Genomic DNA, 20,393 nt, shown 5'->3' with positions numbered 1-20,393 from the left:
CGGTTCGCAAGCATTTTTATAAAAAAATACTGGAGGCAATCGATTTCGCCCTGTATAATGCCGCGGCAATATTTTATCTAATTCCCATCCCATTTCCGGTGAGATATTGCCATGTTACGTATCGCTAAAGAAGCTCTGACCTTCGATGATGTTCTCCTCGTTCCAGCCCATTCCACGGTTCTGCCCAACACGGCCGATCTGAGCACGCAACTGACTCAGCGCATCCGTCTGAACATTCCCATGCTGTCCGCCGCAATGGATACCGTGACCGAGTCCGGGCTGGCTATTGCGCTGGCGCAGGAAGGCGGCATCGGTTTTATTCACAAGAACATGCCGATTGAGCGCCAGGCGGAAGAAGTCAGCCGCGTGAAGCGCCATGAAAGCGGCGTGGTGGTCGATCCGCAGACCGTAACCCCGGAAACCACGCTGCGTCAGGTGAAAGAACTCACTGAACGCAATGGTTTCGCCGGTTATCCGGTGGTAACGAAAGGCAATGAGCTGGTCGGTATCATCACCGGTCGTGACGTGCGTTTCGTCACCGATCTGGACCGCCCGGTCAGCGCGGTCATGACCCCGAAAGAACGTCTGGTGACGGTAAAAGAGGGCGAAGCCCGCGAGGTGGTGCTGCAGAAAATGCACGAGCGCCGCATCGAAAAAGCGCTGGTGGTGGATGCGCAATTCCGTCTGGTCGGGATGATCACGGTAAAAGATTTCCAGAAAGCTGAACGTAAGCCGAACGCCTGTAAAGACGAACACGGTCGTCTGCGCGTGGGCGCAGCAGTTGGCGCCGGCGCCGGTAACGAAGAGCGTATCGACGCGCTGGTCGCCGCCGGTGTGGACGTGTTGTTGATCGACTCCTCGCACGGTCACTCCGAAGGCGTGTTGCAGCGTATCCGCGAAACCCGCGCCAAATACCCGGAGCTGCAGATCATCGGCGGTAACGTGGCGACGGGCGCCGGCGCACGCGCGCTGGCCGAAGCCGGCGTGAGCGCGGTGAAAGTGGGTATCGGCCCCGGCTCCATCTGTACGACCCGTATCGTGACCGGCGTGGGCGTACCGCAGATTACCGCGATTGCCGATGCGGTTGACGCGCTGGAAGGCACCGGCATTCCGGTGATTGCCGACGGCGGTATCCGTTTCTCCGGCGACATCGCCAAAGCCATCGCCGCCGGCGCCGCCTGCGTGATGGTCGGTTCCATGCTGGCCGGCACCGAAGAATCGCCGGGCGAGATCGAACTGTATCAGGGCCGCGCGTTTAAATCTTACCGCGGCATGGGCTCTCTGGGCGCGATGTCCAAAGGCTCGTCCGACCGTTACTTCCAGTCTGACAATGCTGCCGACAAACTGGTGCCGGAAGGTATCGAAGGCCGCGTGGCTTATAAAGGCCGCCTGAAAGAGATCGTACATCAGCAGATGGGCGGCCTGCGCTCCTGCATGGGTCTGACCGGTTGCCCGACCATCGACGCGCTGCGCACCAAAGCCGAATTTGTGCGCATCAGCGGCGCCGGTATTCAGGAAAGTCACGTTCATGATGTGACCATCACCAAAGAGTCGCCGAACTATCGCATGGGCTAAGCGCGTTACCGGCTGATTTAATGTTACGAACCCGGTAAACTTGCCGGGTTCAATTTTTCTTTCGCTCCGTAGTGGAATACGCCTCTCATGACAGAAAACATTCATCAACATCGCATTCTTATTCTGGATTTCGGTTCGCAATACACGCAACTGGTGGCACGTCGCGTGCGTGAGCTGGGCGTATACTGCGAACTGTGGGCATGGGATGTCACCGAAGCGCAGATTCGCGAGTTCAACCCGAATGGCATCATCCTTTCCGGCGGCCCGGAAAGCACCACCGAGTTCAATAGCCCGCGCGCGCCGGAATATGTTTTCCAGGCAGGCGTGCCGGTACTGGGCGTATGCTACGGCATGCAGACTATGGCGATGCAACTGGGCGGCAAGGTCGAAGGCTCCAGTGAGCGTGAGTTCGGTTATGCACAGGTGGAAGTCAAGACCAACAGCGCGCTGATCCGCGACATTCAGGATGCCGTCAGCGCCAGCGGCGCGCCGTTGCTGGATGTGTGGATGAGCCACGGCGACAAAGTCACCGCCATCCCGGCTGACTTCGTGACCGTTGCCAGCACCGACACCTGCCCGTATGCCATCATGGCTAACGAAGAAAAACGTTTTTACGGCGTGCAGTTCCACCCGGAAGTGACCCACACCCGTCAGGGCCAGCGTATGCTGGAGCGTTTTGTGCGCGACATCTGCCAGTGTGAGGCGCTGTGGACCCCGGCAAAAATCATCGACGACGCAGTTGAACGCATCCGCGTGCAGGTGGGTAAAGACAAGGTGATTCTCGGCCTGTCCGGCGGTGTCGATTCCTCGGTGACCGCATTGCTGTTGCACCGCGCCATCGGCGATCGCCTGACCTGCGTGTTCGTAGACAACGGTCTGCTGCGCCTGAACGAAGCCGAGCAGGTGATGGAGATGTTCGGCGATCAGTTCGGCCTGAACATTGTCCATGTGCCGGCGGAAGAGCGTTTCCTGTCCGCACTGGCGGGCATTGACGACCCGGAAGCCAAACGCAAAACCATCGGCCGCGTATTTGTGGACGTGTTCGACGAAGAAGCGGGTAAGCTGACCGACGTGAAATGGCTGGCGCAAGGCACCATCTATCCGGACGTGATCGAGTCCGCCGCTTCCGCCACCGGCAAAGCGCACGTCATCAAATCGCACCACAACGTCGGCGGTTTGCCGGACGACATGGCGCTGGGGCTGGTTGAGCCGCTGAAAGAGCTGTTCAAAGACGAAGTGCGCAAGATTGGTCTGGAACTGGGCCTGCCGTACAACATGCTGTACCGTCATCCGTTCCCGGGGCCGGGTTTGGGCGTGCGCGTACTGGGCGAAGTGAAGAAAGAGTACTGCGATCTGCTGCGCCGTGCTGACGCTATCTTCATCGAAGAGCTGCACAAAGCGGACCTGTACGACAAAGTCAGCCAGGCATTCACCGTGTTCCTGCCGGTGCGTTCCGTCGGCGTAATGGGCGACGGCCGCAAATACGACTGGGTCGTTTCACTGCGCGCGGTTGAAACCATCGACTTTATGACCGCGCACTGGGCGCACCTGCCGTACGAATTCCTCGGCCGCGTCTCCAACCGCATCATCAACGAAGTCGACGGGATTTCAAGGGTCGTCTATGACGTGTCCGGCAAGCCGCCAGCTACGATCGAGTGGGAATGATCCAAGTTTCTTCAGAAACTATCGCCAACTATCGAAAAATCACCACAACAGTTTGATTCTTCATTAAATTGATTGCGGTGACTATCGGTGGCTACCGCCAGTCAGCAGAACCGGCTGGCGGTAGAGGCGACGGTAAGCCAAAAGACCCGGATTAACACCCTGCCGTTGATGATTGATTCTGTTTCGGTCGTGACGGTAAACATTCCCTCCCGAAGTTAGGCGTGATGCTCTCCGACGCCGCACTGCGTACTCTCAAGCCCAAAGCCAGGCCGTAAAGGTTTCCGACCGGAACGGCATGTATGTCATGGTATCGACTGCCGGTACCGCCACCCCCTGACAAGCGAGCCGTCCATTTCCTCTTGTGACATAGCATTGCGTTGACCTGGCGGTTTTAGTCTGGGCTTTGCTTTATTCCCCTATGCCATTTGACCGTCTGGCGTCCATCACACGATGCAAGTGAGTTTCTATCCAGTCGGTAAGAACCGACACTTGCTCTGCGGCCTCTGAACCTAGAGGCGTCAGGCTGTACTCGACATGAGGCGGCACGACTGGATAGGAAACACGGTGGATGAATCCATCCATCTCCAGGCATTGCAATGTTTGCGCCAGCATTTTCTCACTCACTTTGGGTGAACGCCGTCGCAGCTCACTAAAGCGCAGTGTGCTACCGCGTAAAGCCAGTAGGATGAGTACCCCCCACAGACTCGTCATGTGCTTCAGTACTTCTCTTGAAGGGCAATCCACGGTCTGCAATTCGCCTCGACGGACTTGCTCTGATAATGAAGGTTGCAGGCCATCGGTCTGAAAAACTGGCAAATCACTCATATACTTACCTTTTTGTATGTACTTTCTAAAAGTTAGTTAGGAATATACACTTGCGCCTCAGTCAAAACAACCACACAGGAACGCATCATGATTCTGGTTACCGGCGCCTCCGGCCATCTTGGTCAACGGGTGCTTCATCATCTTAGTGAAACACTTGCCATTCCGATCTCCGGCATCGTTGCCGCCGGTCGTGTTGCTACGGTCACGGACGATTTCCAGCAAATCACCGGAATCGCACCGCAAACTTTCAGCGACTGGCTGAATGCTAATCAAACCTGGTTGGAGGAGATCTGACATGAAAGCAGTTGTTTCTAATGCAGCACGTGGACTTGATGGCTTGCGTATTGTGGAAATGGACGATCCGGGATTGCCAGGCTCGGGTGAAATCCGGGTCCGTATCCACGCCAGTTCGCTCAATTACCATGACCTCGGTGTCGTCAGTGGTCATATGCCGGTAGCGGATAACCGTATTCCCATGTCTGATGGGGCAGGTATCGTGGAGGCTGTCGGAGACGGCGTGACTGAATTTGCCGTGGGTGACCACGTGGTTTCAACGTTTTTCCCCCAATGGCTGGATGGAGTGCCCACCGTCGCAGGTTTTGCGACAACGCCGGGAGATGGTGTCGATGGCTTTGCGCGTGAATACGTCGTCATGCCAGCCACCGCTTTTACCCGCGCTCCTCTGGGTTACAGTCATGTTGAAGCGGCGACGCTGACCACCGCAGGCCTGACTGCCTGGCGTGCTCTGGTGGTTAATGGTCAGATCAAGGCTGGCGACAGCGTCCTCGTCATGGGTACGGGGGGCGTTTCAATCTTCGCGTTGCAGTTTGCCAAGGCGCTGGGCGCCACGGTCATTGCAACGTCGTCGTCCGATGAAAAGCTGGCCCGTGTGCAGCAGTTGGGAGCTGATCATCTGATCAACTACCGCAAAGACCCCGAGTGGGGGACGAGCGTACAGGCCATCACCAATGGGCGAGGCGTTGATCACGTTATTGAAGTTGGCGGTGCCGGAACCTTAACGCAATCCATCCAGGCTGGGCGCGTCGGTGGGCATATTGCCTTGATTGGCGTGTTGAGCGGCACTAACGGCGTGGTGCCGACTGCCGAGTTGCTGATTCGTCAGCAACGCCTGCAAGGGCTCATCGTTGGCAACCGTCAGCATCAACAGGATCTTGTGCGGGCGATTGACGTGATTGGCGTCAAGCCTGTCATCGATCGTACTTTCCCGCTGGCAAATATTGCCGATGCCTTCCGTTTGCAGCAGGCAGGCGGTCACTTTGGCAAGATTGTCCTTGAAATCTGATGGGCGTTACTACAGTGAAACATTCGTTGATGAAAAAAATGATCATCGCCATGTCGTTTGCCAGCCTGTTCAGTGGGGTAGCGCAAGCCGGTGAACCGCCGGCGTCGACAGTGTCTCCGTCAGTGAAAGCAAGTCAATCCGCTAGCAACAGGCAGCGCGTGATCGATTATATGCATGCCTTGTTTGTCGAGCGGGATCTGGGGAAGATTGAAACGTTCTGGGGTAAGGAAATGATCCAGCATAATCCCACGATGATTTAAGCTTGGTGTAGAGTCAGAGATTGATAAACTCACGCTTTTCCATCAATGAGTCAACTTTATGGCTACCTTGTTTTCAGCAGAATCCTTGCGGGGTATTACCAACTTTGTTATCGCGGCACAGTCCCGTAGTTTTACTGAAGCCGCCGAACACTTGGGCATTACCAAATCTGCGGTAGGAAAAAGCATCGCCCGGCTTGAAGAAAGACTAGGTACCCAGCTCTTTCACCGCTCCACGCGCAAGCTGAGCCTGACGAGTGATGGAGAGGCTTATCTGAAAAGTTGCCTGTCGGCGCTGGATATTCTGGACTCGGCTGAACACGCGCTGTGCAGAAAGCAGGAAGTGCCTGCCGGCTCGGTGCGTATAGACATGCCGGCCTCATTTGGTCGAAATCTGATGATGCCGGTGCTGCTGGATGTTCTGGCCCGCTATCCTGCTCTGCGACTCATTCTTACTTTTAACGATCGGCTGATTGACCCGGTGGAGGAGGGGATTGACCTGATTCTGCGTCTGGGCGAACTGCAAAGTACCGATGAGCTGATTGCTCGGCGTCTCAGCAGACAGCGGCTCATTCTGTGCGCCGCGCCGGCCTACCTTGAACGCTACGGGGAACCTGCCGATGTGGAGTCCCTGAAAAAGCACAGCTGCATTATGGGATATCGGCGGGGCGCGCCGCTTGCCTGGCGTTTCAGGACTGAAGACCAGCGGGAAATTCGTTTCGTGTCAGCCACGGCCCATGAGATCAGCGACGGGGATGCGAAACTTCAGGCTTGCCTGGCTGGCGCAGGAATAGCTCAGTTCCCGGAGGCTATGGTTATCCGGTATCTTGAGCAGAGCCTTCTCGTGCCTCTCCTGGCTGAATACACTCCCGAGCCCGTCGAACTGAACATCGTCTGGCCCAGAACAAAACACCTTTTCCCCAAGATACGGCTTATCGTCGATGAGCTACTTAAAAAAGCCGAAGACGGACACTTCGGACCGTTAAGGTAGAATTCATATCTACACTCAGGCGATTTTTGGGATGTTTATCACCTTTACATAAACTTTTACTCTGTCATTTCCGTTGCTGCCTGCACCGATACGCAGGTTTACCGGTATGTCACCCCGCGTGTCGGTACAGGCAGTTTTTTCTGAACAGGATATTTGTTATGCCATTAGCTCTTCTGGCTCTGGCGATAGGTGCATTCGGTATCGGAACCACTGAATTCATTATTGCCGGCCTTCTCCCCGTTATAGCCAAAGAATTTAGCGTCAGCATTCCCGTTGCCGGCAACCTGGCAACCGCCTATGCGTTGGGCGTGTTTGTTTTCGCCCCGGCACTGATTGTTCTGGGAGCCAAAGTACCGCGAAAAGCCATGCTCGTTTTTCTGATGCTGCTGTTTGTAGCGGGTAACCTCATCACCGCTTTTGCCCCTTCCATGAGCATGGCGATTCTGGGCAGGATCATCACCTCCATGACGCACGGCGCCTTCTTTGGTATTGGCTCAATTATCGCCGCAGACATGGTTGCTCCCTCTAAACGCGTCAGGGCAATCGCATTCATGTTTATGGGACTGACGCTGGCTAACCTGATAGGCGTACCAGCCGGGACGTGGATTGGGCAGCACATTTCGTGGCGCGACTCTTTTATGGTTATCGCTGTTATCGGGGCCATAACGGCTATCAGCGTGGTTACGCTTATTCCGCATCAGCCCCGGCCGGAAAACCAGAATTTTGCCCAGGAGTTTTATGCATTTCGTAACGTCAACGTACTGCTGGCAATGGGGATCACCATTTTCGGACCGGGGGCTTTTTTCACCTCCGTAACCTACATCGCGCCGATGATGACCGAGCTGGCTGGATACCGTGAAAGCAGCCTGGCCTGGCTGATGCTGCTCTTCGGTTTGGGGCTGTTTGTCGGCAACCAACTGGGCGGGCGATATGCCGATCGCGCCTTAATGCCCATGCTTTACGTGACGCTGGCGGCGCAGGCGGTGGTGCTGGCGATTTTTACTTTCAGCGTTCACAGCCAGATAATCTCTGCTGTCTGTATTTTTCTGATGGCGGCTTTTGGGTTCGCGACCGTTTCGCCTATCCAGAAACTGGTCATGGATAAAGCCAGGGCAGCCGGTGCGCCGACTCTCGCATCTGCCGTCAATATTGGGCTTTTCAACCTCGGGAACGCCGTTGGCGCATGGCTTGGCGGAGCCGTCATCGCCGCCGGCTTTGGCTTGCAGTCACCGAACTGGGCCGGTGCCGTACTGTCTGCCATCGCGCTTATCCTTGCCGTTTTATCCGGCCTGACGGATAAAACAGGCCATACTGCCGAGCAGTGCTGAAGACGCCGCCGCAGAGGTTGTGATCACCGGGAAAGCCATTGCGAAAGCAATGGCTTTCCCGCAGAACCCTGACATCGAATCCTCAATGGGATAATGCTGAGGCAGGCGCGATGACGCGGAGCGAAAGTCTCTTCTGAAAACCACCGCCGGAATCGCCACTCTGGCGCGCGCTGAAGAATATTGGCGCACATTGCATATCACCTGGCGCGGACTGCGAGTGTTCTGGCGCGTATTACGAGAGAGAATGTCCTCAGAGTTTGCCGGCTGACACGTGGCCGCCTGGCATGCATCACACTATGAGGAATTCATCATGCTCGACATCGATAAAACCAAACCCGTTATGGTAACCGGCGCAACGGGCTATGTCGCCGGCTGGCTCGTCAAGCGCCTGCTGGAAGAAGGCATCACCGTTCACGCCGCCGTGCGAGACCCGAACGATGTCCGGAAGATCGGGCATCTGAATGATATGGCGGCAGGCAAACCCGGTACGCTTCGCTTCTTCAAGGCGGATTTGCTTGAACCGGGGTCGTATGCGGAAGCCATGAAGGGGTGCGGTATCGTGTTTCATACCGCGTCCCCGTTTAAGCTCGATATTCGCAATCCCCAGAAAGAGCTGGTTGATCCGGCCCGGCTTGGGACGCGAAACGTGCTGGAAACCGTCAACAAGGTCGAGTCAGTCAGACGTGTTGTTCTGACCAGCAGCTGCGCGGCGATTTACGGCGATAATGCCGATATCGAGAATACGCCGAATCACATTCTGACGGAGGAGATCTGGAATACCAGTTCGTCGCTGGAACATGTTCCCTATTCTTATTCCAAGACCGTCGCAGAGCGTGACGCCTGGGATATCACCACAAAACAGTTGCGCTGGGATTTGGTTGTCATCAATCCAAGCCTGGTTATCGGCCCGGGGACCAATCCGTATGGCACCTCGGAGAGTTTCAATGTGGTGCGACAGTTGGGGAACGGGCGAATGAAAGCCGGTATTCCCGATATCGGCTGTGGCGTGGTCGATGTGCGGGACCTGGCCGAAGCCCACCTGCGGGCGGCTTACCTGCCTGGCGCCAGAGGGCGGTTCATCATTTCCGGGCACAATACCTCGCTTCCGGAGATTGCCCGCGCGCTGCTGCCGAAATACCAGGCTTACCCCATTCCGCGCCGCATTCTGCCCAAATGGCTGGTCTGGCTGGTCGCCCCGCTGGCCGACAAGAGCACCACGCGTAAGTTCGTGTCCCGCAACGTTGGATATTCATGGCAGGCGGATACCAATAAGAGCGTTCGCGAGCTTATGATGGTTTACCGGCCGCTGCAAATATCAATTCAGGATATGTTTCAGCAGATGATCGATAGCAACCAGATTCCTGGGTATTAAGTGTCCGTTGTTTGGGGAGAGCAGAGATGAAACGCGCCACGCACTTTTACGTTCAGCCCGGCTGGCGATTGCTGATGTGTGATATGGGATTTAATCCCGATCATGTGCTGCGCTTGGCCGGCCTTCCGGCGGACTTGCTTTCCCGTAAGGAGGCAAGCATCACCGCCGCACAATATTTTCAGTTGTGGCAAGCCCTTGAGGATTCGGCCGGGGCGGTTGCGTTGCCGCTCAAGGTTGGGCAGGCGATTTCCGTCGAAGCCTTCGATCCTCCGATTTTCGCGAGCCTGTGCAGCCCCAATCTCAATGTTGCCATGCAACGCATCTCTTCGTTCAAGAGACTTGTCGGTCCTTTGATCCTGACGGTCGATGTCGGCCCCGTACAGACATCCGTAACACTGGAGTGCTACGGGAACGAGGGGCAGATTCCGAAAAGTCTGGCGCTCGGCGAGCTGGTCTTCATCACGCAATTGGTCAGGCTGGGCACGCGTCATCGGGTGGTTCCGCGAGAGGTGATTCTGCCGGCTATTCCTGAGCGCCTTGATGACTATGTCGATTATTTTGGTGTATTGCCGCGCAAAGGGGCGGCGATCCGCGTCTCTTTTTCGCATCAGGATGGCGTCCGGCCGTTTCTTACCGAGAACGAGCCGATGTGGAAGCATTTCGAACCCGGCTTACGCAAGCGGTTGTCGTCTCTGGACGCGATGGCGACGATGCGCGACCGCGTCAAGGCGATGCTGCTTGAAAGTTTGCCTGCCGGAGAGTACTCGATCGAAGTCGTGGCAAAACGTCTGGCGATGAGTCGGCGCTCGTTGCAGCGGCAACTGAGCGAAGAATCGACCAGCTTCACCGAAGTTCTGAACCTCACCCGCCAGCAACTGGCGCAACACTACCTCGGTCACCTTAGTATTTCGCAAGGCGAAATTGCCTTTCTGCTCGGGTTTCGGGATGCCAACTCGTTTATCCGAGCCTTCAAGGTGTGGACTGGCGTGACCCCAGGGGAGTACCGGTATCGCGTGGCCGCTGATGCGGTAAAGACAACCTGATGCCTGTTCCAATACAGCGGCGGTAGCGAGATAGACTCTTTTTTCACGGCTGGCGTCGGATGGTGATCGTGAACCGGTTCGCCCCTGTAGCCAGATCGTCTTATTTCATTCACAGGAGATTTATCATCAAGTCGGTATGCCATCCTCATGACATGCGTATTCCCCTGACGGCTCTGATTGAGGGATGTACCCGCTGGGTGCCGGACGAAGGGGAGGAGGTTACCGGAATTCCGGGGCTCAGTTTCTACCGGAGCCTGCGGCCGACCGTGCCGCACGCCGGCATGTACGAAGCCAATCTTTCCATTGTGGTTCAGGGCCGCAAGCAAGTCGTGTTGGGTCAGGAGCCTTATGAGTACGATGCGTCCCACTTCCTGATTAACTCGCTTGAGCTTCCGGTGGTAGCTAGAGTGATTGAAGCCAGTCCGGAACAGCCCTATTTATCGTTGCTGCTGAATATTGATTTGGTCGTTGTGCGTCAGTTAATGGTGGATATGAACCTGCCGCTCGCGCTGACCCATTCTCCCGCGAAGGCAATAGGACTCGGCGCGACGTTTTTTGAACTGCTGGATGCGGTTTTACGGTTGGCGCGTCTTATCGATCGTCCAGACGATATTCCTGTGCTTTCCGGGCAGATTCAACGCGAGATCCTGTATCGGCTGTTAATTTCAGAACAAGGCCCGCGCCTTCGTCAGATGGCCTTTGCAGACAGTCATGGTTTCCAGATTGGGCAATCTATAGCCTGGCTCAAACACCATTTTCGGGAACCGTTTCGCATAGAACAACTGGCCTCGGCGGCGGGGATGGCCGTTTCTACATTGCACCACCATTTCCGTGCAACGGTCGGTATGACGCCTCTCCAGTATCAAAAACATCTTCGATTGCAGGAAGCACGGAGACTGATGCTGATTGAGGGAGCGGATGCCGGTACGGCGGCGATCCACGTGGGTTATGAAAGCCAGTCGCAATTTACGAGGGAGTACCGCCGTATGTTCGGCAATTCCCCCATGCAGGATATCAAGTCCCTGCGCCGATGACGCAATACCGATATTTTCCCGCCGCCAGAGGATCAGGCAAAAAACAGGCAGGATCGCGTTAACGGATTTGCGGGCGTTCTTTTAAAAATACAGGACATAGATGCAGCCGGGGATCTTACCGTCCCGCATCGTTCATCGGCGCATGGGCACGCAGGCGCTCGACGAAATCCGGGTTCGCCAGCACCATCTGTCCGTAGGATTCCATATCCTTCAGCAGCGCCTCATTGCCTTGATCCATGATATGCAGGTACGCCAGTCCTAGCTGGTTGAGCTCAGTGACCAGATAGCGATACCCGGCGGGTTGACCTTGTGGCGGAGCCTTTTGACGTCGCCATTCGTATCGGAGAGCAAAAGGATTCGAACCTGATTGCTCGCCAGCTCGCGAGTCTGCCGGCTTACCTGTATGCCTCGCCCCGCTATCTGGCGGCGTCCGGCGAGCCGTCGCATCCGCATGAGCTCGGGCGGCATGAATGTCTGGGGTTTCCGAAAAATGGCCTGTGGAATTTGAATCATCCCGCAACGGCGGAAAATGCCGAAGTGACGGTAAGCGGGAGATTTGTGCTCAATAACGTCGGCATGATCCGGCGTCTTGCCGTATTTGGTCAGGGGATTGTGCTGTTGCCGGAGGAAGTGGTCGCCGAGGATGTGGCTATGGGACAACTGCAACGCATATTGCCGCAATGGCAGGGGGCGCCGGTATCCGTCTATGCGCTGACCGAAACACGGCTGTTGCCGGCGAAAACGCAGCGTTTCATTGAATTCCTGCGGGAACGGCTGGGAACGGGCTCAGCCAAAAAATCCAGATAATGAAGCGAAATACCGCGACCTGATGCTGATTCCTGCCCGGTTGCACATCAACGGCAACCGGGATTACATCGCTTCTGACGGGGTTCGACGGCTTTATCGCGCAGCCGCGTCGCCCCGATTTAAGACTGTCAGAAATAGATTATTTCTCACTCAGGCTGGGGATGAGGACGTTCGGATTGACATCCTCAGTGTAATCCACCCCGTCAATATTAAAACCAAACAGCCGCAGAAATTCCTCTTTATAACCGGCAAAGTCGGTGACCTGATAAAGATTATCGGCAGTCACATTGTGCCAGTGTTGGTTGACGTAAGCCTGAATGTCCGTGGCCAGTTCTTTATAGTCGGTACGCAGGCGGCCTTCGGCGTCAATAATGGGGGAGGCGCTATACAGCGAATCGCTGAAAAGCCCGTAAATCTGTTCGATGCATCCCTCATGCGTTCCCTTTTCTTTCATCACTTTGAAAAGTAACGACAAGTAAAGCGGCATGATGGGGATCGCCGAGCTGGCCTGGGTGACGACGGCCTTCAGTACGGATACGTAGGCATCCCCACTGATATCAGCTAATGTTTCTCGGATATTTAATACTTTTTTATCCAGGTCTTTTTTAGCGGCGCCGATTGAACCATTCCAGTAGATGGCATGCGTGATGTCCGCGCCAAGATAAGTAAACGCCGTTGTTTTGGCGCCATGAGCCAATACGCCGGCTTCGTTGAGCGCGCTTATCCACATTTGCCAGTCTTCGCCCCCCATCACCGCTACCGTATTCTCGATCTCTTCTGCGGTTGCCGCTTCGAGCGCGAATTCTTTCACCAGTTCTTTGTCGGTATCAATGCCCGGTAAACGAACGTCGGCTCCGATCGGTTTTAACACGGATGAATAGACCTGACCGGTTTTGGGGTGGGTACGTCTGGGCGCGGCGAGGCTGTAAATCACCAAATCGACCTGGCCGAGGTCACGTTTAATGGTGTCGATGGTTAACGTTTTTATCTCATCGGAAAACGCATCGCCGTTGATGCTTTTGGCATAAAGCCCTTTCTCGTGGGCAAACTTTTCAAACGCAGCGGTGTTATACCACCCTGCGGTTCCCGGTTTACTCTCGCTTCCCGGGCGTTCAAATGCGATGCCGAGGGTGTCCGCACCGGCGCCAAATGCGGCGGTGATGCGCGCCGCCAGGCCATATCCGGTAGAGGCGCCGATAATCAGCACCTTTTTGGGGCCATTCGCGACGAGATTATTGGCGGTGACATAATCGATTTGCTGTTTGACGTTGGCTTCACATCCAGCTGGATGGGCGGTAATGCAGATGAAACCTTTAATCCGTGGTTTGATAACCATAGATATTCTCCTGAGTAATTTAGATATTGTCTTATCACTAAAAAAGAAACCGACAGTCGCCATGCTTACAGCATGGCGATAAACAGGGGTTCTTTATTTTGGTATGGGCATAACCGGTTGATTTGGAAACAAGCGCCTCGCGCTGAATCATGTCTGTCGTGGCGGCGCTGAAACCATCGGTCAGGAATATTTTGCGCGCGGCTTCCAGAACGTGCCGCGCTTTAGGACGACGCTCGCCGTGATTGGCCCGTGTATCAACGCCATGTAGATTGGCTGCATCGGTTTGCATACTGGGGGTTTCCATTCTGCCCTCTCAGAGCGTTGAACACGGATAATTGACCACGGACAGTTGAACATGACTAGCTGAACACGGAATTTCCGGATCGTACCGTACCGTTTAGTTCGATTCAATGCGTGCAGCGCTATAGCGATACGACTGGGGCGAGGCAATCGTAAAGGAAAGGGGAATTATTTTTTATAAATCAGACTACTGCCGGATATCGCTCCGGTTGCTACAGGAGCAATACCGCTGCGTGAATCGCGGTGGCGGCGGTAAGCCGCTTGGGAAAACTGCCGCTTGTATTTCCTGTCGCCCGTTCTGCTTCGGCTGTTGCGGTTGTGGTTAGACAGCGCGGCGCGATAGGCTTAATCTGCTTTAATTCCCCCGCGTTTCATGGAGAAACCCCATCAATGCACTACCTCAAAGTCGTGGGCTTCGTTTTTATCGGCGTGTTGATCCTGTCGTTTGGACAAAGCCTGGCGCAGGCCACGTGGGGCACAGAACGAGTATCCGGAAAAAACATCTGGGCGTCGCGGCGCGATTCGGCCGGCGTGGCGCCGGATCCGGCGGCTTTACGCGATACCGCGATCGTACAGGTTTATACCGCGCCCACCTACGGCTGGCGCGGGCTGGTGGCGGTTCACCCCTGGATCATCGTCAAACAAGCCGGGGAAACCCGCTACCAGCGTTATGAGGTGATCGGCTGGGGCGGCGATGATGTGATCCGCCGTAACTATACCGTCCCTGACGGATTCTGGTTTGGTTCAACGCCGCGGTTGCTGGTTGAACATCGCGGGGCAAGCGCGGCAGAGATGATCCCGAAGATAGAGGCGGCGATCAAAAGTTACCCCTGGCCGCATACCTATCACGCCTGGCCCGGCCCCAACAGCAATACCTTTATGGCGCATATCGGCCGGGAAGTGCCGGAACTGAAGCTGGATCTGCCAGCCAACGCCATCGGTAAGGATTTTCGGGCGTTAACGCATCCGGTTGGGTTGCCGCCCTCGGGAAGAGGCGTGCAGGTGTCGTTGCTGGGCGTACTGGGCCTGACGCTGGGCGTGGAGGAGGGCGTTGAAGTCAACATTCTGGGGGCCAACCTGGGGGTGGATTTCAACCCGCCGGCGCTGCGTTTGCCGTTTATCGGCCGCCTGGGGTATGACAATACCAAAACGCACGAAGGGTGACCGTCATGCCTGACCCAGAATGTATCCACCGACAATATGTGGATACATTCGCGTTCAGCTCCGATTCGGCATACGTATCAGGACGCTTTTTTAGGGGTACTGAACCAGCGTCCCCCCAACCATTTCAATGATTTTGTTACGGTCATCCTTACCCGACGACGTATAGTAGCGGTCAGCAAACCAGCGCTGCTTACCTGTGCCATGCGCAAACTCCTGTGTGACTTCCGCATCGTTTTTCATGACCCCATTGATGACGATGCCCAAGCTGACGCAAATACCATCGGGCACCTGACTGCCAGCGCGGGGGGGTAATCCATGAGTACGATAAATGATCCGGCAATTTGCGAGGCCGTTGGGGTTAAATTGCGACACGCTGACGCCAGTAGCGGCTCCCCGATTAACCAGTCTTTGTAGCACCGCTTCATACCCTGCGTGCCACATGTTGACGTTATGGGATATTGGGGTCAGATAGGTGGCGTGGTTGCTTTGCCCGCCGCATTCGCCATTGACCAAATGGCCCTGAATCCAAATTGAATTGTCCGGCGCGGGGTTTGCAGGCATCCAGCCATTCAGACCGGAGGGATTGTTCCAGTCCGGGGGGACTAAACTGGCCTGATTGACATAAATCAGTTGCCCCCAGGTTCCATAGTGATTAATGACGGGGCCAAACTGGTAACTATGTACGCCGCCGCCCAGATTGCTACCAAACGCCTGGCCTGATTGATCCGCCCAGCCGTTGATATTGCCATTATCCATCACATTATCAGCATCACCGGTATACCAGCCATTGATTGGCATTGTTTACTCCATAACACCTAAGGTGTGAATTGTGGATTGGAGATGTGACTCTATCGGCGAACGGGGGAAGAAACCTGGGCGGGATGATGGACAATAGCGCGGTATTTATTTTCTGCGCCTTATTATTACCCGATGGCGTCATACCGACTTCACGTGGGTTCTAGCCAATAAAAAATCACTTTTAATGAATAACTAAGCGTTGGCTTATAGATCTGGATCATCTTTTCCCACAGGCAACGCGATTATGTTGGTCATTCCGCCTCGTCGGACGTGATGTAAATCGGGGCGGAAAACCACAGAATTCAATCGCCAAAGGGAGGGAACATGCTGGATCATTTGAGTATTCCGGTGTCGGATCTGCGTCGTAGCCGGCGGTTTTATGAACAGGCGTTAAAGCCATTAGGGTATGAGCAGGTCAAAGACATGAAATTCGCCGTTAGTTTCGGCGTGTTGATGGGGTACGGCCAGTCTTCCGATCCTGGCGGTGAATTCTGGATTTTTCAGGGCGAGGTAGCGTCGCGTCCGCCGGTGCATTTTGCCTTCAGCGCAGAATCAAGAGCGGAGGTGGATGCGTTTTTCGCCGCGGCGGTGGCGGCGGGCGGCGAGGATAACGGCCAGCCCGGCGTGCGGGCCAAATACCATCCTGATTACTACGCCGCCTTTGTGCGCGACCCGGACGGTTACAACATCGAAGCGGTGTATCACCGGGCGCCGTAACGGGTAGATGGCCTGCCGCAGGCAGGCTACCCCACTCAAAACCGTGGCGGGAAAGGGAAGACGTTCTCTTTTCCCAAAAGCGGATTTCCCAAAAACGAATTCCCCAAAAACGAAAGATCAGGCGCGGTCGATGTGGATGCCAAAGCCGCTGCGGTCGGGCTGGATGTCCGGTTTCAGCGTTAATGCCGGGATAGCGTAGTCGCCGGCATTCTGTTGCCGAAACCGTATTGGTTCGTCGCGCCACAGCATATCCAGACGCTGTTTCAACGCATCGCAGGTTTGCGCGTAGCGCGCGTCATCCATCCGGCTGGTGTGGTAGACCACAAACGGCGGCATCACCTCAAAGCCAGGGTAATACAACACGCCGTGCTGGATGGGAAACAGCAAATCGTCGATCGGCCCATTGATGCCGCGCGGACCGTAGTGCGATTCCCAGCCGCCGGTGGTGACCAACAACATGGCGCGCTTGCCTCGCATTGACCCCTCCCCGTAGCGATCCCCCCAGTGTGTTGCCGAATGCTCCCCGACGCCATAGGCAAAACCGTAGGCGTATACCCGGTCGATCCAGCCTTTGAGAATCGCGGGCATGGTGAACCACCACAGCGGGAACTGCAGAATGACGGTATCGGCCCAACGCAGTTTGTCCTGCTCGCGGGCGATATCCGGCGACTGTGTGCCCTGAGTAAATGCCCGCTGTGAATCCAGCGACGGGTGGAACGGGGCCTCCGCCTGCCGGTCGGTGTTGTCGAAGGCATCCAGCGTGGTTTTCCACTGCATGGCGTACAGATCGGATACCTGAACCTGATGACCGGCGCTTTCCAGATGGCTGACGACCACATTTTTCAGCGAGCCGTTGAGCGAGCGAGGTTCGGGGTGGGCATAAACCAGTAAAACTTTCATCACATCGTCTCCTTGTTGACAGGAGCACAGCATAGGAGGCGGTCTGTTATAGTTGAAATGAATGTTCGTTATATCAGGCATAGTCATGAACAATATCAGAAGACTGGATCTGAACCTGCTGCTGACGCTGGACGCATTGCTGGCGGAGCATCACGTTACCCGCGCGGCGCGGCGGCTGAACCTGTCGCAGCCGTCGGTGAGCGTACAACTGGCCCGGCTGCGGGAGATTTTCGACGATCCCCTGCTGTTGCCCGGACCCAGAGGCATGAAGCCGACCGCCAGAGCCGATGAGTTGCGGGAGCCGTTGCGACAGGCGCTGGAATCGCTTGAGCACGCCATTGCGCCTTCCGCGGCTTTCGACCCGGCAACCGGCGATAATACGTGGCGGGTGTCCGCCTTCGATTATGGCGAGTCGACCATTGTGCTGCCGGCGCTGAGCCAGTTACGCCGTGAGGCGCCGCATACCCGGCTGGCGATTCTGGAAACGCCGCCGTCCGCCATGTTGCGGCTAATGGAACAAGGCGACATCGATCTGACGCTGCACACCAGCGACATGGCGCCGTCGGGAATGCGCCGCCGGATACTGTTCCAGGAACACTATGTACTGGCCGGTAGGGTCGGGCACCCGCATTTGGCCCATCCGCTGACGCTGGACCAGTTCAGCCGGCTTGAGCACGTGATGGTATCGCCGGACGGCGGCGGTTTTCACGGCGCAACGGATGGGGCGCTGGCGGCGATGGGGCTGGCGCGTAAGGTGGTGCTGTCGGTGCCGCATTTCCTGTTTATGATGTCGGTGCTGGCGACCACCGATCTGGTGGCGATGCTGCCGTCCCGGCTACTGCGCGACCAGCCCGGCCTGCAGGTTGCCGCGGCGCCGATCGAGATTCCGGGGTTTGAGATGGCGATGTACTGGCATGAGCGCTGGCACCGCGATCGCGCGCATCAATGGCTGCGGGGGCTGATCGCCCAGGCGGTGGCGTGAGCACCCGCTCCGGGGTAGCCCGCCGGCATAAGGCTAAGGGGATGACGGCGCCGATTTTTGCCGGACAAGATGATTAAGCTGGCTGATGCCCGCCGCCGCGAACAGCGCTACGGCGCCGCAAACGATCGCCATCGATACGGCATGGCTGGACGCCTGCAAGGCGCTGGTCAGCAGCGGGCCGATAATTTGCCCGACGCCGTAGGTAAGGGTGACCAGCCCGAGCATATTGATGCTGTGCGGCGCATGCAGCCTGCGCGCCAGCGGCATCACCAGCGATGTGGTGCCCATGAAGGTGGCGCCAAAGCCGAGGCCGCTGATGATCAGCAGCAGCGGGGAGTCGCTAAACAGCGTCAGCAGTACGCATCCGCCCTGAACCAGCAAATTGGCGGACAGACAAGGCAAGGTGCCCCAGCGGCGGGCCGCCCACAGCCAGAAAAAACAGCCGGGAACGACCGACAGCCCGACCAGCGACCATAAATGCGCCGCGAGCAGCGACGCGCCCTGCGTTTTCACCATCAGCGGCAGATAAGTCGCCACAATGATGTAGCCAAACCCCGCCAGTCCGTACAGCGTCGCCAGTTGCCACCAGCTCATCGCCTGGTCGGCAGGCGGCGGCGCGGTGTGCCGGGCGGCGCTGTCCGCCTGACGGGGATAGAGCAGCCACAGCAGCAACAATAGCGCGACGGACAACAGACCGGCGCCCCACCATAACCCGCTGGCGGTCAACCCTTGTTTCAGGCCGATAATCACATATTCGTTGCCGAGCAGAATGCCGACGCCGACCCCGGCATACAGCGAGGCGATCACCCGGCTGTCGTGCGTGTGTTGCAAAACCAGCATCGAGCCGAAGATCATCGCCGCCGCGCTGGCGACGCCGGCCAGAAAGCGAATCACCACCGCCAGCATCACCGGCAGGTCGAGCGCCATGGCGAAAATCAACACGCCGGTGGCCGCCGCGCCGATGAACAGCATCAACGCCGGATGGGATGTCCGCCCCAGACGGCTGAACGAAAACAGCAGACTGCCGAACAGGTAGCCTGCGTAGTTGGCGCTGGCGATATAGGAAAGCTGGCTGAAGGTGAACCGGTTTTCACCGATCATTACCGGCAGCAAAGCGGTAAACAGGAAGCGACCAATGCCCATGCCCAGCGTCAGTATGGTCATGCCGAACAGCGCGGCTTTCAGCCGTTGTCCGGCGCTCATGTGCGGTGTGGTATCCATCAGGTAGCGGCAGTGAAGGGTGGTAAATGAAAGGTAAATGCAATGTTGCCTAAAGGCAAACAAAAGTGCAGAAAGGGCGTACCTGCCCGGGGACTCAAATTTGATTTATTCAGCGATGCCCAGTTTGCGTTCAATTACCCTGGATAGCATGACGATAAAAGTAATGAAAACCAGATAAACCAACGCAGCAAATAAATAGGCATCGAAAAACTCAAAATTCGTCGAGGCCACCTCCTGAATGCGGGAGAAAAATTCAGTGTACTGGATAAGGAAAGCAATAGAGCTGTCTTTAATATTGTTAATTACCTGATTAGTCAGCGCAGGTACAGAGGTAATGAAAACCTGAGGTAGTATAATTAATCGGAAAATCTGCCACCGGCTAAACCCCTGCACGATGGCTGCCTCAGTCTCATATTTTCTCAGTGAATTGTAAGCTGTTGTCATATAGGACGCATTATAGGCTCCGATGTTAAGTGTAAAGCCTGTTACTGCCACAACGAAAGACGACAGGTGGATGCCTGTCTGTGGTAAACCATAATAAATGACAAATAAAATAAGAATTAATGGTGTGCCGATGAAAAAATCCATATATATTTTCGTCATACGTTTAACTGTAGATTGATTACTGATGCTTAGGGAAAAAATGACAATGCCCCAGAGAAGACCCGAGAAGGAAACAATAATAGCAAGTTTACATGTTTCAACGATCCCGTCAAAAACCAGCGGAAGTTGTTCCATCAGTTCAGTATAGAAATTAACCCATCCATCGGACATA

22 protein-coding genes are annotated in these 20,393 nt (G+C 55.9%); 14 read left to right on the top strand and 8 right to left on the bottom strand.

The annotated features are described in order from the left end of the window. Positions 1–111 precede the first annotated feature (111 nt). On the top strand, positions 112–1,575 hold the full coding sequence (gene guaB / locus DXXMK7_RS15290) for an IMP dehydrogenase (protein ID WP_038919844.1): 1,464 nt from the start codon (positions 112–114) through the stop codon (positions 1,573–1,575). Positions 1,576–1,662: 87 nt separating this feature from the next. After that, a complete protein-coding gene (gene guaA / locus DXXMK7_RS15285; RefSeq protein WP_038666867.1) occupies positions 1,663–3,240 on the top strand; it encodes a glutamine-hydrolyzing GMP synthase in 1,578 nt (525 codons plus the stop codon). Between the two features lie 408 nt (positions 3,241–3,648). On the opposite strand, the gene DXXMK7_RS15280 is transcribed toward guaA, so the two are convergent. Continuing rightward, positions 3,649–4,065, bottom strand: coding sequence for a helix-turn-helix domain-containing protein (locus DXXMK7_RS15280; RefSeq protein WP_049842601.1), 417 nt, complete (start codon positions 4,063–4,065; stop codon positions 3,649–3,651). A gap of 87 nt (positions 4,066–4,152) precedes the next feature. Here DXXMK7_RS15280 and DXXMK7_RS15275 point away from each other — a divergent pair, with 87 nt between their 5' ends. The 8 genes from DXXMK7_RS15275 (at position 4,153) to DXXMK7_RS15240 (ending at position 11,393) form a co-directional block, all read left to right on the top strand. Then, entirely contained in the window at positions 4,153–4,359 is a 207-nt protein-coding gene (locus DXXMK7_RS15275; protein WP_038919843.1) for a hypothetical protein, read from the top strand. Between the two features lies 1 nt (position 4,360). Next, complete coding sequence (locus DXXMK7_RS15270) at positions 4,361–5,368, top strand: NAD(P)-dependent alcohol dehydrogenase (RefSeq protein ID WP_038919842.1); 1,008 nt, start codon at positions 4,361–4,363, stop codon at positions 5,366–5,368. A 29-nt stretch (positions 5,369–5,397) separates the two neighbouring features. Then, positions 5,398–5,628 carry a hypothetical protein gene (locus tag DXXMK7_RS15265; RefSeq protein WP_127353468.1) on the top strand — a complete coding sequence of 77 codons (231 nt, stop codon included), beginning with the start codon at positions 5,398–5,400 and terminating at the stop codon, positions 5,626–5,628. 58 nt (positions 5,629–5,686) lie between these two features. Then, on the top strand, positions 5,687–6,616 hold the full coding sequence (locus DXXMK7_RS15260; RefSeq protein ID WP_038919840.1) for a LysR family transcriptional regulator: 930 nt from the start codon (positions 5,687–5,689) through the stop codon (positions 6,614–6,616). Between the two features lie 158 nt (positions 6,617–6,774). Continuing rightward, a complete protein-coding gene (locus DXXMK7_RS15255; protein ID WP_038919839.1) occupies positions 6,775–7,944 on the top strand; it encodes an MFS transporter in 1,170 nt (389 codons plus the stop codon). Between the two features lie 310 nt (positions 7,945–8,254). After that, a complete protein-coding gene (locus tag DXXMK7_RS15250) occupies positions 8,255–9,316 on the top strand; it encodes an NAD-dependent epimerase/dehydratase family protein (RefSeq protein ID WP_038919838.1) in 1,062 nt (353 codons plus the stop codon). A gap of 26 nt (positions 9,317–9,342) precedes the next feature. Next, a complete protein-coding gene (locus DXXMK7_RS15245) occupies positions 9,343–10,359 on the top strand; it encodes an AraC family transcriptional regulator (RefSeq protein ID WP_038919837.1) in 1,017 nt (338 codons plus the stop codon). A 59-nt stretch (positions 10,360–10,418) separates the two neighbouring features. Then, entirely contained in the window at positions 10,419–11,393 is a 975-nt protein-coding gene (locus DXXMK7_RS15240) for an AraC family transcriptional regulator (protein ID WP_197724564.1), read from the top strand. A gap of 115 nt (positions 11,394–11,508) precedes the next feature. Here DXXMK7_RS15240 and DXXMK7_RS23185 read toward each other — a convergent pair whose 3' ends face one another. After that, positions 11,509–11,631 carry a hypothetical protein gene (locus DXXMK7_RS23185; RefSeq protein WP_256379660.1) on the bottom strand — a complete coding sequence of 41 codons (123 nt, stop codon included), beginning with the start codon at positions 11,629–11,631 and terminating at the stop codon, positions 11,509–11,511. A 71-nt stretch (positions 11,632–11,702) separates the two neighbouring features. Between DXXMK7_RS23185 and DXXMK7_RS15235 the strand changes: the two genes are divergently transcribed. Beyond that, positions 11,703–12,200, top strand: a complete 498-nt coding sequence (locus DXXMK7_RS15235; protein WP_049842599.1) for a substrate binding domain-containing protein — start codon at positions 11,703–11,705, stop codon at positions 12,198–12,200. 139 nt (positions 12,201–12,339) lie between these two features. Here DXXMK7_RS15235 and fabV read toward each other — a convergent pair whose 3' ends face one another. Both fabV and DXXMK7_RS22365 read right to left on the bottom strand, forming a co-directional pair. Further along, the gene (fabV, locus tag DXXMK7_RS15230; RefSeq protein ID WP_038919834.1) at positions 12,340–13,536 is read right to left on the bottom strand and encodes an enoyl-ACP reductase FabV; all 1,197 of its coding nucleotides are present in this window, start codon (positions 13,534–13,536) and stop codon (positions 12,340–12,342) included. A 37-nt stretch (positions 13,537–13,573) separates the two neighbouring features. Further along, complete coding sequence (locus DXXMK7_RS22365; protein WP_038919833.1) at positions 13,574–13,825, bottom strand: TetR/AcrR family transcriptional regulator; 252 nt, start codon at positions 13,823–13,825, stop codon at positions 13,574–13,576. Between the two features lie 401 nt (positions 13,826–14,226). Between DXXMK7_RS22365 and DXXMK7_RS15220 the strand changes: the two genes are divergently transcribed. After that, the gene (locus tag DXXMK7_RS15220; protein ID WP_038919832.1) at positions 14,227–15,000 is read left to right on the top strand and encodes a DUF3750 domain-containing protein; all 774 of its coding nucleotides are present in this window, start codon (positions 14,227–14,229) and stop codon (positions 14,998–15,000) included. A gap of 90 nt (positions 15,001–15,090) precedes the next feature. Here the strand turns inward: DXXMK7_RS15220 and DXXMK7_RS15215 are convergent, their stop codons facing one another. Then, positions 15,091–15,798, bottom strand: coding sequence for a hypothetical protein (locus DXXMK7_RS15215; RefSeq protein ID WP_038919830.1), 708 nt, complete (start codon positions 15,796–15,798; stop codon positions 15,091–15,093). A 324-nt stretch (positions 15,799–16,122) separates the two neighbouring features. Between DXXMK7_RS15215 and DXXMK7_RS15210 the strand changes: the two genes are divergently transcribed. Further along, on the top strand, positions 16,123–16,515 hold the full coding sequence (locus tag DXXMK7_RS15210; RefSeq protein WP_038919829.1) for a VOC family protein: 393 nt from the start codon (positions 16,123–16,125) through the stop codon (positions 16,513–16,515). Positions 16,516–16,632: 117 nt separating this feature from the next. Here DXXMK7_RS15210 and DXXMK7_RS15205 read toward each other — a convergent pair whose 3' ends face one another. Then, a complete protein-coding gene (locus DXXMK7_RS15205) occupies positions 16,633–17,415 on the bottom strand; it encodes an NAD(P)H-dependent oxidoreductase (RefSeq protein WP_038919828.1) in 783 nt (260 codons plus the stop codon). An 85-nt stretch (positions 17,416–17,500) separates the two neighbouring features. Between DXXMK7_RS15205 and DXXMK7_RS15200 the strand changes: the two genes are divergently transcribed. Then, positions 17,501–18,397 carry a LysR family transcriptional regulator gene (locus DXXMK7_RS15200; protein WP_038919827.1) on the top strand — a complete coding sequence of 299 codons (897 nt, stop codon included), beginning with the start codon at positions 17,501–17,503 and terminating at the stop codon, positions 18,395–18,397. Positions 18,398–18,430: 33 nt separating this feature from the next. Here DXXMK7_RS15200 and DXXMK7_RS15195 read toward each other — a convergent pair whose 3' ends face one another. Further along, the gene (locus tag DXXMK7_RS15195) at positions 18,431–19,618 is read right to left on the bottom strand and encodes an MFS transporter (RefSeq protein WP_049842598.1); all 1,188 of its coding nucleotides are present in this window, start codon (positions 19,616–19,618) and stop codon (positions 18,431–18,433) included. 105 nt (positions 19,619–19,723) lie between these two features. Continuing rightward, positions 19,724–20,392, bottom strand: coding sequence for an amino acid ABC transporter permease (locus DXXMK7_RS15190; protein WP_038919825.1), 669 nt, complete (start codon positions 20,390–20,392; stop codon positions 19,724–19,726). Position 20,393 lies beyond the last annotated feature (1 nt).

The organism is Dickeya sp. MK7, assembly GCF_000406305.1.
GTDB lineage: Bacteria > Pseudomonadota > Gammaproteobacteria > Enterobacterales > Enterobacteriaceae > Dickeya > Dickeya fangzhongdai.
This window is presented reverse-complemented; position numbering and strand designations above follow the sequence as displayed.

What these genes read in the sequence shown, in the direction of transcription:
- DXXMK7_RS15265 (WP_127353468.1), top strand. Translation starts at nt 5,398, where the DNA reads ATGAAAAAAATGATCATCGCCATGTCGTTTGCCAGCCTGTTCAGTGGG.
- DXXMK7_RS15260 (WP_038919840.1), top strand. Translation starts at nt 5,687, where the DNA reads ATGGCTACCTTGTTTTCAGCAGAATCCTTGCGGGGTATTACCAACTTT.
- DXXMK7_RS15250 (WP_038919838.1), top strand. Translation starts at nt 8,255, where the DNA reads ATGCTCGACATCGATAAAACCAAACCCGTTATGGTAACCGGCGCAACG.
- DXXMK7_RS15220 (WP_038919832.1), top strand. Translation starts at nt 14,227, where the DNA reads ATGCACTACCTCAAAGTCGTGGGCTTCGTTTTTATCGGCGTGTTGATC.
- guaA (WP_038666867.1), top strand. Translation starts at nt 1,663, where the DNA reads ATGACAGAAAACATTCATCAACATCGCATTCTTATTCTGGATTTCGGT.
- DXXMK7_RS15245 (WP_038919837.1), top strand. Translation starts at nt 9,343, where the DNA reads ATGAAACGCGCCACGCACTTTTACGTTCAGCCCGGCTGGCGATTGCTG.
- DXXMK7_RS15205 (WP_038919828.1), bottom strand. Translation starts at nt 17,415, where the DNA reads ATGAAAGTTTTACTGGTTTATGCCCACCCCGAACCTCGCTCGCTCAAC.
- fabV (WP_038919834.1), bottom strand. Translation starts at nt 13,536, where the DNA reads ATGGTTATCAAACCACGGATTAAAGGTTTCATCTGCATTACCGCCCAT.
- DXXMK7_RS15200 (WP_038919827.1), top strand. Translation starts at nt 17,501, where the DNA reads ATGAACAATATCAGAAGACTGGATCTGAACCTGCTGCTGACGCTGGAC.
- DXXMK7_RS23185 (WP_256379660.1), bottom strand. Translation starts at nt 11,631, where the DNA reads ATGGATCAAGGCAATGAGGCGCTGCTGAAGGATATGGAATCCTACGGA.
- DXXMK7_RS15240 (WP_197724564.1), top strand. Translation starts at nt 10,419, where the DNA reads ATGGTGATCGTGAACCGGTTCGCCCCTGTAGCCAGATCGTCTTATTTC.
- DXXMK7_RS15210 (WP_038919829.1), top strand. Translation starts at nt 16,123, where the DNA reads ATGCTGGATCATTTGAGTATTCCGGTGTCGGATCTGCGTCGTAGCCGG.
- DXXMK7_RS15255 (WP_038919839.1), top strand. Translation starts at nt 6,775, where the DNA reads ATGCCATTAGCTCTTCTGGCTCTGGCGATAGGTGCATTCGGTATCGGA.
- DXXMK7_RS15270 (WP_038919842.1), top strand. Translation starts at nt 4,361, where the DNA reads ATGAAAGCAGTTGTTTCTAATGCAGCACGTGGACTTGATGGCTTGCGT.
- DXXMK7_RS15275 (WP_038919843.1), top strand. Translation starts at nt 4,153, where the DNA reads ATGATTCTGGTTACCGGCGCCTCCGGCCATCTTGGTCAACGGGTGCTT.
- DXXMK7_RS15215 (WP_038919830.1), bottom strand. Translation starts at nt 15,798, where the DNA reads ATGCCAATCAATGGCTGGTATACCGGTGATGCTGATAATGTGATGGAT.
- DXXMK7_RS15190 (WP_038919825.1), bottom strand. Translation starts at nt 20,392, where the DNA reads ATGTCCGATGGATGGGTTAATTTCTATACTGAACTGATGGAACAACTT.
- DXXMK7_RS15195 (WP_049842598.1), bottom strand. Translation starts at nt 19,618, where the DNA reads ATGGATACCACACCGCACATGAGCGCCGGACAACGGCTGAAAGCCGCG.
- DXXMK7_RS15280 (WP_049842601.1), bottom strand. Translation starts at nt 4,065, where the DNA reads ATGAGTGATTTGCCAGTTTTTCAGACCGATGGCCTGCAACCTTCATTA.
- DXXMK7_RS22365 (WP_038919833.1), bottom strand. Translation starts at nt 13,825, where the DNA reads ATGCAAACCGATGCAGCCAATCTACATGGCGTTGATACACGGGCCAAT.
- guaB (WP_038919844.1), top strand. Translation starts at nt 112, where the DNA reads ATGTTACGTATCGCTAAAGAAGCTCTGACCTTCGATGATGTTCTCCTC.